Annotated in this window: 10 protein-coding genes and 1 tRNA gene; 5 read left to right on the forward strand and 6 right to left on the reverse strand. The window is 38.6% G+C overall.

What is annotated here, in order from left to right; translation table 11 throughout:
- The first annotated feature begins 49 nt into the window (after positions 1 to 49).
- The 4 genes from PL_RS14915 (at position 50) to PL_RS14930 (ending at position 5,059) form a co-directional block, all read left to right on the forward strand.
- Positions 50 to 1,861: a serine hydrolase gene (locus tag PL_RS14915; protein WP_082035956.1), complete on the forward strand. Its 1,812-nt coding sequence runs from the start codon at positions 50 to 52 to the stop codon at positions 1,859 to 1,861.
- Between the two features lie 52 nt (positions 1,862 to 1,913).
- Positions 1,914 to 2,801: a helix-turn-helix domain-containing protein gene (locus PL_RS14920; RefSeq protein ID WP_082035955.1), complete on the forward strand. Its 888-nt coding sequence runs from the start codon at positions 1,914 to 1,916 to the stop codon at positions 2,799 to 2,801.
- 88 nt (positions 2,802 to 2,889) lie between these two features.
- A complete protein-coding gene (locus tag PL_RS14925) occupies positions 2,890 to 3,930 on the forward strand; it encodes an NAD(P)-dependent alcohol dehydrogenase (RefSeq protein ID WP_041882968.1) in 1,041 nt (346 codons plus the stop codon).
- A gap of 412 nt (positions 3,931 to 4,342) precedes the next feature.
- Positions 4,343 to 5,059, forward strand: coding sequence for a hypothetical protein (locus tag PL_RS14930; RefSeq protein ID WP_348619814.1), 717 nt, complete (start codon positions 4,343 to 4,345; stop codon positions 5,057 to 5,059).
- A gap of 94 nt (positions 5,060 to 5,153) precedes the next feature.
- Here the strand turns inward: PL_RS14930 and PL_RS14935 are convergent.
- The 5 genes from PL_RS14935 to PL_RS14955 all read right to left on the reverse strand — a co-directional run bounded on the left by PL_RS14935 (position 5,154) and on the right by PL_RS14955 (position 12,748).
- Positions 5,154 to 5,225, reverse strand: a tRNA-Arg gene (locus PL_RS14935).
- A 4-nt stretch (positions 5,226 to 5,229) separates the two neighbouring features.
- Entirely contained in the window at positions 5,230 to 7,338 is a 2,109-nt protein-coding gene (metG, locus tag PL_RS14940) for a methionine--tRNA ligase (protein WP_087149090.1), read from the reverse strand.
- Positions 7,339 to 7,450: 112 nt separating this feature from the next.
- Positions 7,451 to 8,122, reverse strand: a complete 672-nt coding sequence (locus PL_RS14945; RefSeq protein ID WP_152620329.1) for a hypothetical protein — start codon at positions 8,120 to 8,122, stop codon at positions 7,451 to 7,453.
- A gap of 107 nt (positions 8,123 to 8,229) precedes the next feature.
- Positions 8,230 to 9,681, reverse strand: coding sequence for a RagB/SusD family nutrient uptake outer membrane protein (locus PL_RS14950; protein ID WP_041882964.1), 1,452 nt, complete (start codon positions 9,679 to 9,681; stop codon positions 8,230 to 8,232).
- 16 nt (positions 9,682 to 9,697) lie between these two features.
- Positions 9,698 to 12,748, reverse strand: a complete 3,051-nt coding sequence (locus PL_RS14955; RefSeq protein ID WP_160292118.1) for a SusC/RagA family TonB-linked outer membrane protein — start codon at positions 12,746 to 12,748, stop codon at positions 9,698 to 9,700.
- A gap of 588 nt (positions 12,749 to 13,336) precedes the next feature.
- On the opposite strand from PL_RS14955, the gene PL_RS14960 reads away from it, so the two are divergent.
- The gene (locus PL_RS14960) at positions 13,337 to 14,236 is read left to right on the forward strand and encodes a S66 peptidase family protein (protein ID WP_041882962.1); all 900 of its coding nucleotides are present in this window, start codon (positions 13,337 to 13,339) and stop codon (positions 14,234 to 14,236) included.
- Positions 14,237 to 14,292: 56 nt separating this feature from the next.
- Here PL_RS14960 and PL_RS14965 read toward each other — a convergent pair whose 3' ends face one another.
- The gene (locus tag PL_RS14965; RefSeq protein WP_041882961.1) at positions 14,293 to 15,771 is read right to left on the reverse strand and encodes a SusD/RagB family nutrient-binding outer membrane lipoprotein; all 1,479 of its coding nucleotides are present in this window, start codon (positions 15,769 to 15,771) and stop codon (positions 14,293 to 14,295) included.
- Positions 15,772 to 15,783 lie beyond the last annotated feature (12 nt).

The raw sequence follows: 15,783 nt of genomic DNA on the forward strand, positions 1-15,783 counted from the left end.
AGCTAAATTTATTTCTATCCCCTTTCCAATCAACTCTAATTCTAAAAAGATGAAACCATATGCTCTTTCATTTATTTTGTTCGTGTCTTTTTCAACATGCTGCCACCACGTGTTTGCCCAGACTGACCATCAAACACAAACAGAGATAAAAAAAGTCGAGTCAGCATTAGCTCCTCCCACGCGTTTCGAAGATGATTCAACATGGACTATTGAATCACGTATGAAACATTACGGTGTTCCCGGGCTCACCATAGCCGTAATAAAAGACTCAAAAATTATATGGACAAAAAGCTATGGAATAACTGACCGGGAGAGTAAACAGCCGGTTACTGATCAGACTCTTTTTCAGGCGGCATCTATCAGTAAGCCAGTAAGTGCTTATGCAGCGCTAAAGGAAGTTGAAAGCGGAAAACTAAATCCTGATGAAAATGTAAATTTATATCTTAAATCCTGGAAAGTACCTGAAAATTCCTTTACAGCCAAAAAGAAGGTTTCATTGAAATATCTCCTTAGTCATAGCGCCGGAGTTACCGTAGGTGGTTTTGCAGGTTACGCCATTCCGAATAAAGTACCTGCACTGGTACAAGTGCTGAATGGAGAGACCCCGTCAAATTCTCCTGCTATCAGGGTAGATAAAGAACCAGGAGGGACTTTCCGTTACTCCGGAGGAGGGTATACCATTGTACAGCAAATGCTGATTGACCTGGAAGGCAAACCATATCCCCAAATCATGAATGAGCTGGTATTAAAACCCCTCGGAATGAAAAACAGCACCTATAGTCAGCCCCTGCCTGCGGACAAACTAAAATGGGCTGCAACGGGTTATTTACCAGACGGGACGCAAACCACGGGTAAAAGACATACATATCCGGAGATGGCGGCTGCCGGCCTCTGGACTACCGCAACAGACCTGGCAAAATTTGCTATAGATTTGCAATTAACCATAAAGGGACAAAGCGAAAAGGTACTGTCCAGGCAAATGGCAGATCAAATGACCAGTCCTTTTATTGAGCCTTTTGAAGGTCTGGGAATTTTCCTGGATAAAAAGCAACAGGATCTGTATTTCTTTCATGGCGGATGGAACGAAGGTTTTTCGAGTAAAATGATTGCTCATAAAAATAAAGGCTACGGTGTGGCTATACTTACCAATAGCAATCAGCCATTGCTTATTGATGAATTAATTCGGGCCGTGGCAATCACCTACAACTGGTCTGGCTATGTAATGCCAGTGTATAAGAAGATAAATCTTACAGCTGCTGACACAGAAAATAATTGTGGCCGGTACCGGTCTGAAAAATATGAATTAATAAAAATCTATGCTGATGGAGAAAGACTTTTTCTTCAAAAAAACGCAGAAGATCCTGAAGAGTTATTCAAAGTGGCAGCAGATACCTATGTATTGCGCAATTGGGAAAGACAGAATAAAATTGTCCGGAATCCTGCTGATAACATCAGGTATTTAGCTTCAGTTATGAGTACTGATTCCATTTCTTTTGTAAATCCGCAGCTAAAAGCTGAAGAAAAAGTGCCTTTCGAATTCATACTCGATGGTCAGTTTGAAAAAGCACTATCAGCTTACAAGCAGGCAAAGACGGATAGCCCAGAACACTTTGCCTTAAGTCAACCATACATCAATAGACTGGGTTATAGATTTTTAAAGATTAAAGAAAATAAAAAAGCTATAGATATTTTCAAAGTGAATACTATACTCTATCCTGAAAGCAGCGATGTTTATGATAGCCTGGGAGAGGCTTATCTGGCAGCAGGGGATAAAAAGCAAGCCAAAATCAACTACTTGTTGTCGCTGAAACTGGATCCGAAAAATACAAATGCAGCTAAAATTATTAAAAGTCTGGACTGATGACCGTTAATTAAGTCAAACCATTTTCTCTTTGAAATATTTAACTTTGCATATGAGTTTATCAGGAGAGACAGGCATTACCGATCAATATCTGGAAAATATACAAACCGAACGGACACAGTTCAGGGTTGCGGACACCTGTACAGCGAACTGCAGTCTGGTTTCTTATAACCGCCGTGACTTTTACAAGATCACACTGACACTGGCAGGAAAAAGTGTACTGTATTATGCCAATAAAGCTATTGAAATTAACAGACCAGCACTTGTTTTTACCAACCCTCTGGTTCCTTATTCGTGGGAGGGCAATCATGAAGCTACCGTAGCTCATTTTTGTGTATTTACTAAAGAGTTCCTCCAGGAAAACGGACGTGTGCATAGTCTGGAAGAATCTAATTTATTTAAGGTTGGCGGAGATCCTATCTACTTTCTGAGCGATGAGCAGGCTGATTATATTAATAGCATCTTCACCAGAATGAAACTGGAGCAAGAAAGTGACTATATCTATAAAAACGATCTGATCCGTAATCATCTGAATCTTATCATTCACGAGGCCATTAAAATGCAGCCCGCTATTGCCTATTTTACTCCGCAAAAAGCATCTTCACGTATTGCAAAATTATTTCTGGATCTCCTGGAAAGACAGTTTCCTGTTGACTCGCAACAATATTCACTCCTATTGAAGAAGGCCAGTGATTTTGCAGATCAGCTGGCCGTACATGTCAATCATTTAAATGCGGCAGTAAGTGAGGTTACCGGCTTGTCAACCACTCAGCATATCAACAACAGAATAATTGCTGAAGCAAAATCACTGCTAACCCATACAGACTGGAATGTAGCAGAAATAGCAGGGAGCCTTGGCTTTGGCTATGCTTCATATTTTAATAATTTTTTCAAAAAGCACACCGGACTTACACCTACGGCACTTCGTAAAATTCTTTGAATAGTATAATTATTGCTTTGAATTTCTTAGCTAAGGTCTAACTTTTAGATGATACATTTGTTTCTTATAAAACATAAAGATCTTAACCATGATACAAGCCAAAGGATATGCAGCACAAGATGCGCAAACAGATTTAGCTCCCTGGGATTTTGAACACAGGGAAGTTGGACCACATGACGTCCAAATCGAAATAGCATACTGTGGTGTATGCCACTCCGATCTTCACCAGATCAAAAACGATTGGTTTCCGGGCATATTCCCTATGGTACCAGGACATGAAATAGTAGGAAAGATCGTTAAAGTAGGTGATCATGTAAAAAAATTCAGCACAGGACAATTAGCTGGTGTTGGTTGTATGGTAGATTCCTGCCAGATTTGCGAGAACTGCAAAGACGGTCTGGAGCAATACTGTCTGGAAGGCAGCACGCAAACCTATAACAATAACGACAGATCAGGAGTACCAACCTATGGCGGTTACTCTAATACTATAGTCGTACGCGAAGAATTTGTATTACACATTTCTGAAAAGTTATCCCTGGCAGCGACAGCACCATTACTTTGCGCTGGTATAACAACATACTCACCTCTGCGTCACTGGAAAGTTGGCAAAGGTCATAAACTTGCTGTATTAGGTTTAGGTGGCCTTGGCCATATGGGCGTTAAATTTGGTGTGGCTTTCGGAGCAGAAGTAACTGTATTAAGTACTTCCCCTGCAAAAGAAGAGGCTGCCAAAGCTTTAGGAGCTCATCATTTTGTAGTTACATCAGATCCTGCACAATTAGACGCTGTAAAAGGCTCTTTTGACTTTATTCTGGATACTGTATCTGCAGAGCACGACATGGACATGTACATTTCCTTACTGAGAACCAACGGCACTCATATTTGTGTTGGTGTACCATCTCAGCCCTATGCAATTCAACCATTTTCTCTATTAGGCGGTCGTAAAAGTGTAGCTGGTTCAGGCATTGGTGGTATAGCAGAAACTCAGGAAATGCTTGATTTCTGTGCAGAACATAATATTGTTTCTGACATTGAATTAATCGACATCAGGGATATCACAGCATCTTATGAAAGAATGCTTAAAGGAGATGTCCGTTACAGGTTTGTTATTGATATGGCTACACTTTAAGTATTCAATAAGTACAGCTATTAATCCAAAACGGGCGGCTTTTCATGTAAAAGTCGCCCGTTTTGCAATCTTACAGAAGATCTGGCGATTTTGTTTCCCATTGAAGTGTCATAAACATACCCCAGGTATTCAATTACCCTTATATCCTATGAAAAGAGATTCCTGTTTTAGCAAAAGAAGACAAAGTTAAAAGCTAAAAAACTGATACCAGCAGGAACGTACTTTGGGTAACGAGAGATGGTCTACCTTTAACGCTTCTATTAATTTATACAGACTCTTTATTTAATTCTTTCGTACAAATAATTACAATACGAGCAAAACATCGCAATTAATAGCTCATTTGTTTCTATTTTCACACGCATGAAAAATATAAGACGTTACTCAGTATTAGCAATAGCTCTGATTTCAATCGTTGCTTGTAAAAAAAAACAATAATGAAGCCGCTCCTCTTCCTGATCCTGTTGATAAGAAAATCACCTATTACAGGGACAGTGTTTCCTTTACTATAAATGAGAAACAATATATATTGGATAATAAATTCAGTAATGGAAGGGGCAATCTGCCAATCAATATAAAACCTTCTCCTACCGTAATCAAAGGAGGAAAATTAGCATATGAGACTGGTGGATATTATTGGTATGGAGCAAAAGATTCGACTCTGTATACTGTAATCCGCGGTTTAAGTTCCAGCCAGGGAGGAGATTATTTTAAAATATTATTCACTAAGAAATTTAAAGACAGCCAACTCTTGAACAACAATGTGATGTTAGCACCTCAAGATTACTATGATATCTTTAAACTGGGCAAACAAACGTTTGCTGTCGACCTTGAAAAGGAAAACACCACGGAAGGAATTTCAATTGACTTCCGTGGAAATGATATGAAAGATGGATTAACGACCAATATTCCTGGTTTTTCAATACTAATCAGATCCGGATTAAAAAAAGACATCCAGAATAATTCAAATTTTGAAATTACCAAAGTTGAAAAGCTCAAAGATAATCTCTACCTGATTGAAGCTAAATTTGAGGTAAATCTATTTGACATCAATGAGAAACTTTACAGGATTAAAGGAGGATTCCTGCGAATTTCAACAAATATGACCTCTCCTTTTAATATGTATTTCTAGACATTAAAGGGTTCTACCCTTCTTTGCTCTACTGCCGTAAGGCAACAATCATATAAAAACTAAAAAGCCTTTAGATCTTAATCTAAAGGCTTTGTGGTCCCGACGAGAATCGAACTCATATCTAAAGTTTAGGAAACTTCTATTCTATCCGTTGAACTACGGGACCTGTATTACCTGATTACGCTACCATTTGCATGATTTTGTAAAGGCGACACAAAAGTAAGTTTTCCATCCGAATTTTCAGACATTAAAATCATTCCCTGAGATAAAATTCCTTTGATCTCTCTCGGTGCCAGATTAATCAGCAGACTAACCTGCTGACCTATTACTTCTTCAGGCGTAAAATACTCTGCAATTCCTGAAACCACAGTGCGTTTATCCAGTCCTGTATCCAAAGTAAGTTTCAGTAATTTCTTCGTTTTCTCCACTTTTTCTGCAGCGATAATCGTTGCTACACGAATATCCATTGCACTGAACTGATCGAAGTCTATATTTTCTTTCGCAGGAGTAACTACAGCATTAGCTGCAATATTATCTACTTTGCTCTGGTTTAATTTATCAATCTGATTCTGCACGTCTGCATCTTCTACCTTATCAAATAATAAAGCAGTTTCATTCAACTGATGACCAGGCAGCAACAGATCAATTTTACCCGTATCTCCCCATAAATGACCTTCATGGTTCAACATTTCCTTTAACTTTTCAGCTGTAAAAGGTAAAAATGGCTCAATCAGCACTTCAAGGTTAGCTACAATCTGTAAACTGATATTTAAAATAGTTTTAACACGGTTTTCATCAGTTTTAATAACTTTCCATGGCTCAGTTTCTGCCAGATACTTATTACCCAGTCGCGCGACATTCATCACCTCAGTCAGAGCTTCCCTGAATCTGTAATTCTCAATAGAAGCACCGATTTTTGCAGGATATGAAGCCAGCTCATCAATCACCTGCTGATCCTGCTCATTTAAGTCCATTACAGCAGGCACCTTGCCTTCAAAATACTTATGGGTAAGTACAACCACCCTGTTGATGAAGTTCCCTAATACAGCAACTAATTCATTATTATTTCTCGCCTGAAAATCTTTCCAGGTAAAATCATTGTCCTTGGTTTCCGGAGCAGTTGAAGTCAGTACATAACGCAATACATCCTGCTTGTCTTTAAATTCAAGCAGATATTCATTCAACCATACAGCCCAGTTTTTGGAGGTAGATATTTTTTGTCCTTCTAAATTCAGGAATTCATTGGCAGGAACATTATCAGCAAGAATATAATCCCCATGAGCCATTAACATTGCCGGGAATATAATACAGTGAAACACGATATTGTCCTTCCCGATAAAATGTACCAGCTTAGTGGTGTCATCTTTCCAGTAATCTTCCCAGCTTCCTTTCGCTACAGCATTCTTATCCAGATAATATTCATCTGCCTTAGGATTAGCTGCTTCAGCACCTGCAAAACGGAATAATTCCTTAGTTGCAGAGATATAACCGATTGGAGCATCAAACCAAACATATAAGACTTTACCTTCAGCATCTTTTACAGGAACTTTTACACCCCAGTCCAGATCCCTGGTCATAGCCCTTGGCTGTAAACCTGCGTTTAACCAGCTTTGACACTGACCGGCAACATTCGGTTTCCACTCTTTGTGGCTTTCAATATATGTTCTTAACTGTTCTTCATATTTCTCTAATGGCAGAAACCAGTTTTTAGTTTCTCTTCGAACCGGAGGTTCACCTGATAGAGTAGACTTTGGATTAATCAGGTCAGTTGCATTTAATGTACTTCCGCAATTCTCACACTGATCACCATAAGCATTTTCATTCCCACATTTAGGACATGTTCCGGTAATATAACGGTCAGCCAGAAAAGTCTGTGCTTTCTCATCGTAGTACTGCTCAGTTACTTCTTCTGTGAAAATACCTTTATCATAAAGCGTTTTGAAGAAAGCGGATGCTGTTTCATGATGCATTTCAGAAGAGGTTCGGTGATAGATATCAAAAGATACACCGAACTCTTTAAAAGAATCCCCGATAATTTTATGATACTTATCAACTACAACCTGCGGAGTTACACCTTCTTTTTTAGCCTTTAATGTAATGGGAACACCATTTTCATCAGACCCACAAATAAATTTAACGTCTCTTTTATTTGATCTCAGGTAACGCACATAAGTATCAGCAGGCAAATAAACACCGGCTAAATGCCCAATGTGCACCGGACCATTCGTATAGGGTAAGGCCGCCGTAACGGTATATCTTTTTATTTTACTGTTATCCAAAACTAATTTTATTATTTGCTCAAAGATAAGAGTTTTACGGCTGATTAAATAACCACCAGCCCTAAAAAGACAGACGAAAATGAACTCGTTTCAAAGCATTATAACAGCCTTGTTAAAGACTGTTATAGTAGACGATAAGTTTTACCAGATCAGCATCATTCTTCAGATTCAGTTTATTTGAAGAGATAAAGGCAGTCAGCTCTGCTTCTTTACCCGGTAATTCTTTGAATACAGATTTCTTGTCTTTTGAAATAAAGGCAATATTACCTGAAGGATGAAATAAATAATAAGTAGCCGAAGCAACTACTGTTTTATCTACAGTAGCCGAATTATATTCTCTGGATGTGTTAATAGTTTTGATAGTTTTTTTCAGCAATTTTGTTTTACCATCAACCAAAACTTCATAAAAACTCTTTGCTGTATTTGATTTCACTGCCGGAAAACCATTCCTGAATACCGTACTGTCTGTTACCACTCCGTAAGGTGCCAATCTGAATTCCTTTACATTATCAGCAGCCATAGCTGAACCATCTTTTCCTTTGTAAATTACATCATCATTAATCTCATCATATTTCAGACCTACATTTTCATATGTTCTGGCATCAGACAATATAACTTTACCAGGTATCCAATCAGGATTAAAATACGGTGAACCAGAAACATTTTGATATACGCTGGTTAATAATGGGCGCCCATTAACATCCTGCATATACATTCCCTGCCCCATAGAACTGAAAGCAGTTAAGGAGACTATTACAAAACATAAAACGATAATCCTTTTCATTTTTCGTTGATTTATAAGTTAAAGATAAAGAAAGGCTGGTATAAAACAGGCCGGTATTCCCGAAGAAAACCAGCCCGCTTATTGATTAACCGAAAAACATGGAACCCTTAATTATAACCTGGATTCTGAGTAATATTCGGGTTATTATTAGTTTCTGTCTGAGGGATCGGACCAATCCTTCTAAAGTCAGTATAAGGAATATTCAATGCTGCCGTAGGGTACACATTTGATCTCTTAATATCTCTTTTCAAACGGTTAAGCGTATGTAATCTGTCCCCTTCAAATGCCAGTTCTTTTCTGCGTTCAGTTAAGATGTCTTCTAGCAATTGTGGTCCCGATGAGGCATAAATCAGACCAGGATCTCTCTCAGACACCAGCTTGTTCAGATAAGTTAAAGCTAAAGGCTCATTATTTGATCCTTTTGCTGCCTCTGCTGCGATTAAATAAACATCAGAAACTCTGATTACTTTTTTATCATCTCTATCATCAGAAATAGATTTAAATTTAGTTACTATATAAGCAGGGTTTTCCGCATTAGTTCTTCTGCCAGCTGTAATAAGAGATCTTCTCACATCTGATGTACGGTACAAATTATATAGTTCCGGAGCACATAACAGATCGCCATACCCATCCTGGCTATACATATACGCAAGTTCATCAGTTGCCAGATTTAAAACATTGTCAGAAACAACTTCATATAAAGTCTCATTTTTGGTCGCTGCCTGAGGTGCTGTTGTTGCCCAATAAGTAACCAAATTACTTGAAGTCAACAGACTGAAACCACTATTTTTTATGACATCCTCAGCATAAGTTAAAGCAGTTGGATAATCACCTTTAAATAACGCTACTTTAGCCTCAAGAGCACGTGCCGAATATTTAGAAAGATATGCACTACCTCTGTAGGCAACAGCCATGGTATAGGCTTTTTCCAGATCAGCCATTATCAGTGTATATACCTCGCCAACGGTATTACGCTTCGGTTTCAGTGTATAATCAAATGTCAATACAATTGGAACACATTCAGCGGCAGGATTGTCGGTATACGGTTTTGCATAAAATTGAGCCAGTTGAAAATAACACAATGCCCTCAGCGCGTAAGCCTCTCCTTTATACTGATCTGTATTTACACTCTGTGGCAAGGAAGCATTTATAATGTTATTTGCCTTTAAGATCGTAGCATATAAATTTCCCCATATATCACGATATTCTGTGGCAGCCTGTGTCCAGCTATATGCGCCAAAAGTCACATATCTGCCCGAGTTTCTAGCAGAGACGAATACGTTATCTGCAGCGACTTCTCCGATTACAGGCATATTTCTGGCAAAACTATTTGTAGTAGTTGATGCTACCGACGCACCACCAAAAGCCACAAGAGCAGATCTGAGAGATGAGTAGGTACCATTTAAGGCTGTGAACATATCCTTTTCAGTCAAAATCGCTTCTGCAACATTTACACTGACGTATGGTTTTTGATCCAGAAAGCTCTTTTTACAGGAGTTTAATGTCCCCACTACGATAAATCCAGCCAGTATGATTGAATTTTTTATATATCTTTTCATTTTTATATAATTTAAATTAGAAACCTACATTTATCCCAAAAGCAATCGTTTTTGGATTATAAACTGTAAAATTTGTTGAACTGGTTGCAAAAGATTCAGGATCGTAAGGTAGATTTTTATCTTTAACCCAGGTATACAGATTTGATGCTCTTGCATAAACTTTGATGCTTGAAACTTTAAGAGAAGTTAAAACCGACTTAGGCAAGTCATAACCCAAAGTCACATCTCTTAATCTGATATAATCCCCTTTATACAAGAATCTTGTAGATGTTGCATTAGAGCTATTGGCATTATTATAAACATACTTAGGAACATTAGTAATATCTCCTGGTTTCTGCCATCTGTCCATTTGTGCCGCCACTCTGTTAGATGTTGCATTTGCACCATCCGACTGTGTATAAGCTGCCCAGGCATCTCTGATATAGTTACCATAGCTAAAATACAACATTGCTTCTAAGCTGAATCCTTTATATTTAAATCCGTTGGTTAAACTTCCAAATCCTTTAGGATCTGGTTGTTTTCCTGTATTCACCTGTTGCGCAGAACCATAATTACTTGTCGTCGCAGTTTTAGTAGCGTCCGTATACCATAATGGGTTACCATTTGCCGGATCTACACCTGCCCATTCTCTCATAAACCAGGTAGTCACATTAGAGCCGATGTCTCTTACAGTTACTCCCGAAATTGCTCTGGTCTGACCATTGGATAATTCCAGCAGTACATTTTTATTGAAAGCAATATTGAATGAAACATCCCATTTAAAATCACCTGCAATAACTGGTGTCCCTGAAATACCAATCTCTACCCCTCTGTTTCTCATTGATCCGACATTGTTACTGAAAAATGGGAAACCAGAAGTCACAGACAAAGGATCATCCAATAATAATTTCTCCGATTTTCTCGAGTAATAATCCACATTTAAGGCTAGTCTGCTTTTGAAAAAGGCAAGATCTACACCAATATCAAATGGCTTGTTTACTTCCCACGTTAAATTAGGATTTCCTACCTGAGATGGAGCACTTCCAAGAACACCGTTGTAATTGTAGCTGGATCCAAAAGAATATAATGCTCTCCAGTCATAATTACCAATACCAGCATTTCCATTTACCCCATAAGATGTTCTGATCTTAAATTGATCTATCCATTTATATTGCTTAATGAATTCTTCCTGATCTATGTTCCAGCTTGCACCTAATGACCAGAAATTACCATAAGCATTGTTAGCACTAAATTTCGAAGAGCCGTCTCTTCTGAAGCTCGCTTGTAAGACATACTTATTTTTATAAGATATATCACCTATGGCCAGCATAGAGGCAAAAGTATAATCTTCATTAGAACCATTAGCGGTATTTAAAACCGACCCTGCCGAAGGAACATTCAAATCAACGTTAGCAGGCAGACCTGTAGTTATTGCAGTTAACGTGTAACGACTTGACTTCTGAGCTTCATATCCAGCTCTTACATTAGCTACTAAAGAATGATCTGCCAGCATTGTCGCTGAATAATTCAATAAGTTAGTGGCTACCCAGTTAAAATACCTGGTATAATATCTACCTGAATTTCCTCCTGTATTTCCACCATCTCCAAAAGCAGGATTCCAATATGAATCTTCTTCCAGTGCGTTATAATCTATACCAATCTTAGAAGTAAATTTCAGATTTGGAAGAATCTTATAAGCAAGATCAGCACCACCAATACCTTTAAGTGCATTATATCTATTTTGATCAAGCGTAATAATTGTCAAAGGATTAAATACTGATCCTGGCGCAAAGTCTGTTGGTGAGTTATTAACACTTCCATCAGCATTGCGCGGACTTTGATAAGGATTCAAAAAATAAGCTGCCAAAACCGGATTTCTGAAAGCCCCACCTGCCGACGGCCCTTTCTGACCCGAATTAGATACATTTAAATTAATACCAAAAGATAATTTCTCATTGTATTTATGTCTGACGTTCACAGCAGTTGAATAACGTTTAAACTCAGAACCAACTACCGTACCTTCCTGCTTGAAATACCCTCCTGATATATTAAACTGAGTTTGTTCAGTTCCTCCGCTTGCAGCTACATTGTACTGTTGCTGTTTACCTGTTTGATTAACTACATCCAGCCAGTCAGTATTAACACCCTGTCTTGCAGCACCAACAATAGTATTATCATAATAGTTATAAGCTGCAGTAAGATCCGGAATTGGAGTTGAACTTACTTTTCCGGCATTAACCAGTCCTTCTGCTGTCAGCTCTCTCAGTTGACCAGCATTAAGTGGCTTATTTGGGCCGTTCAGGAAAGCAGATTTTGCTATACCGTATTCAGCATCAACTCTGATTCTTGTTTTACCAGCTTTACCCGTTTTGGTTGTGATTAAAACTACACCGTTAGCCGCTCTTGATCCATAAATTGATGCAGCCGATGCATCTTTTAATACAGTCAGACTTTCAATATCATTAGGATTAAGTCCGGCAAGTGTATTACTTGTTGTGGTATTACGCGAAATATCACCTGTATTGATAGGAATCCCATCAACTACATATAATGGCTGATTACTTGCATTCACAGAACTTGTACCACGGATACGGACATCCTGATTAGAACCTGGCTGTCCGTTTCCTGACACAGACATTACACCCGCAACTCGTCCCTGTAATGCTTTATCAATAGAAACCAGTGGTGTAGCTTCTAAATCCTTAGCTTTTACAATCCCGATAGATCCGGTCTGTGTTTTTTTAGTCTGCTCACTACCATATGCACCAGTAATAACTACATCCTGTAATGATTGCACATCATTTTCCAGTGTAATATTCAACACATTTGTATGTGCTGCTCTGGTATGAGTGACATAGCCAAGAGAAGAAAATATCAGTTCAACTGATCCTTTCGGCACAACGATTGAATAAGTACCAGAAGCACCGGTGAGGGACCCGGTTTTAGTACCTTTTACCCTTACACTTACCCCGGGTATTGGCAATCCATCCTCTTTCCCGGTAACCGTACCGGTAATGGTTCGTTGCTGAGCCAATGCAGAAACTGCACATAGCATCAATACGAACAAACTTTGTAGAAGTTTTTTCATAAATTCTTGGTTTTTAGTTAAGTTAATACTCCAATATAGACGATTTAGCATAACAGAAACAGCAAAAAACCGGCGCCCATATCATTATGACATAATTATGACTAAAATGTTAAAGTTCTGCACAATAAATATTTACATTCTGATTTTAGTCAATAAAAGAAATATTTTACACCTATGCGAACATCTCATTTCCGCTAAAACAGAATTAACGGAAAAATAAGTTGGCAATTAATAACTTTTCGTTATTTAAATTCAGCTTACGTTAACAACCACCCTCCTTGCAGATTTTTAAGGAAAAACAGGTTACACAATCAGATTTTATCCCCGTCAATTCCTGCATACATCCTGAATAATATATTTTAATTATCACAAGGAAAAGAAATATGCAGCCATCATAAGTCTGCACGACGAATAATAATCATAAAAGAAAATATCAGCCATTTCATAAAGTGGTACTTATTGTTCAGACGGTCTGATTTTGATATTGTGTAACAACAATATATCTTGCAAATGCATTAAAGAAATCGTTTAGTTATATTGCCACAATTCAATACTATTTACATTCTTTTGTATCAATCAGGAACATCCATGTACACACAACCCCCATATCTGAAAAAGGGAGACAAGATTGCAATTGTCTGCCCCGCAAACAAACTTAAAAAATCTATCTCTCCTGCAATAGCCATGCTGGAAGACTGGGGATTAGAGGTTATAACTGGTAAAAGTATTTCCGGCGATCATTTTAATTTTGCGGGGGATGATGAATTCAGAGCAGCAGACATGCAGGTATTTCTGGACGACACCAGTATCAAAGCAATCCTTGCTGCCAGGGGAGGTTATGGCGGCATAAGGATTATTGACAAACTGGATTTTAGTACATTTCATCAAAACCCCAAATGGATTGCCGGCTTCAGTGATACGACAGCATTCCTGTCTCACCTCCTTGCCGCACTTAACACCCAGAGTATTCATGGACAAATGCCGGCTTCTTTTGAAACCGGAACCCCGCAATCCTTAGAAACTTTAAGAAAAGCATTGTTTGGAGAAGACTTCAGCTATGCCTATACCAGTTCTTTTCCCAATAGAGGAGGACAGGCAGAAGGCATTCTTATCGGAGGCAATCTTTCCCTCCTTATTGCTCTGCAGGGCTCAGTATCAGAGGTGGACTATACAGATAAGATTCTTTTTGTGGAGGATGTAGGTGAACAGGAATACGCTATAGACAGAATGATGCGCATGCTGAAACGCAGTGGAAAATTAGCCGGTTTAAAGGGCTTAATTGTTGGCGCATTTAATAGTGTACCACCACAGGAGATACCTTTTGGACAAACGCCGGAAGAGCTCATTTTTGAGATTGTAAAGGAATATGATTATCCGGTTTGTTTTAATTTCCCGGCAGGCCATATTGATGATAACCAGGCATTGATTTTAGGCAGAGAAGTTATGCTCAAAGTCAGTAATAATGACGTTGTGCTCTCTTATAAATAAAGACATAAAAAAATAGGCCGTCAATGACGGCCTATTTTTTTATCCTTTAAGGAAGGCTATTTTTTAGCCCACCAAAGTGGAGTATATAATGGTAGATTACCCGGGAAGTTACTGTTAGAAAGTCCTTCAGAACTTGGATATAACATACGTTGTGGCATTCTGTCTCCCCCTAATTTAGAGGCCACAGACTTAACAAGAAATGTAGGATACCCCGTTCTGCGATACTCAGTCCAGGCTTCAAAACCCTGGAAACCATTTAAGGCATAATACTTCTGAGTAATAATAGCATTAACTTTAGCTTCTACACTTGTAGCAGCTGTTAATGCAGCCAATCCATCAGGAGCAGTTGCAGTATAAGCAGCTGCATCTCCAGCATTTCCTGTAGCAGTAAAACTTGCTTTGATACCTTGAGTATACAATGAATTGGCATCACCAGCAGCGTATCCTCTAACCACCGCTTCTGCCTGAAGGAAATAACTTTCAGCAGCTGAGAAGAACTTAACGGGAGTAGTAGCTGACGCAGGAAGCAATGGATTAGCACCTACCAACGCAGTAGGGATAGACACATTTTTACCAGAATTCGCCCCGAAACTACCTTGAGGAATCGCTGTAATCTTAGTTTGATCACCTGTTGCAATCGGATCATAGAATTTAAGCAATCTAGTATCGTTGTTTTTTACATAAGCATCAACAGCTGTACTGCTTGCAACCAGATTCTGTACTCTTTTCAACGCAACCATCTCGTTATATAGTGGGTTTTCATTACCACCAATGGTTAAATACTTAATTGCTGCATCGGTAGTTAAAAAATTTGGAGTTGCAGCATATAAAGCAGCAATACCCGCACTTGCTTTTGTTGGATTAGCATACGCAATCCTCAAATAAGCTTTAAGTTTTAAAGTATTTGCGAATGCTTTCCATTGTACTACATCACCATTGAAAACCAGATCCTGACCTCCGGGAGAAACACGTCCGGCTATACTTAATAAAGCAACACCTTTGTCAATATATTTAAACACACTGTCATAAGCTACTTCCTGGGTCTGATAATGAGGTGCAGGGAACAACGTTGAATTCACAGCCTCAGCTACAGGAATGTCACCAAACGCATCAGTGGCAACCTGAACGGTGTATGCTTTCATCAGATATGCTATACCTTTAGTATACTCAATACTAGGAATCTGACTATTAATAATTGCTTCAGCATTTACCAAAGAGTTACGATAGATAGTTAACCATGGTCTGTCAAAAGAAGTGTTAGCCAGATTATACTCATCTATACCTTTGTACTGCCCTGAGTTTGGACTTTGAGTCCAGTACTGAGCCCACATACCACCATAAACCTGAAATGCATTACCAACAACCTGTCCCATTGCAGCCTGTACCGTAGGTAAAAGCAAGTTAGGATCTGCATTATCCGGATTATTTGGATTCTGATTAATATCTAAATATTTCTTACAGCCTGAAAATCCAATCATGGCTATAAAAAGCAGAAGTAATAACTTCTTAGGATTAATATTATTATTCGTTCTCATAATCGAGTTGTT

This window comes from Pedobacter lusitanus, assembly GCF_040026395.1.
Classification (GTDB): domain Bacteria; phylum Bacteroidota; class Bacteroidia; order Sphingobacteriales; family Sphingobacteriaceae; genus Pedobacter; species Pedobacter lusitanus.

Bases quoted from the DNA above. Each gene is read 5' to 3' on its own strand.
- PL_RS14915 (WP_082035956.1), top strand. From the start codon at position 50: ATGAAACCATATGCTCTTTCATTTATTTTGTTCGTGTCTTTTTCAACA.
- PL_RS14920 (WP_082035955.1), top strand. From the start codon at position 1,914: ATGAGTTTATCAGGAGAGACAGGCATTACCGATCAATATCTGGAAAAT.
- PL_RS14925 (WP_041882968.1), top strand. From the start codon at position 2,890: ATGATACAAGCCAAAGGATATGCAGCACAAGATGCGCAAACAGATTTA.
- PL_RS14945 (WP_152620329.1), bottom strand. From the start codon at position 8,122: ATGAAAAGGATTATCGTTTTATGTTTTGTAATAGTCTCCTTAACTGCT.
- PL_RS14950 (WP_041882964.1), bottom strand. From the start codon at position 9,681: ATGAAAAGATATATAAAAAATTCAATCATACTGGCTGGATTTATCGTA.
- PL_RS14955 (WP_160292118.1), bottom strand. From the start codon at position 12,748: ATGAAAAAACTTCTACAAAGTTTGTTCGTATTGATGCTATGTGCAGTT.
- PL_RS14960 (WP_041882962.1), top strand. From the start codon at position 13,337: ATGTACACACAACCCCCATATCTGAAAAAGGGAGACAAGATTGCAATT.
- PL_RS14965 (WP_041882961.1), bottom strand. From the start codon at position 15,771: ATGAGAACGAATAATAATATTAATCCTAAGAAGTTATTACTTCTGCTT.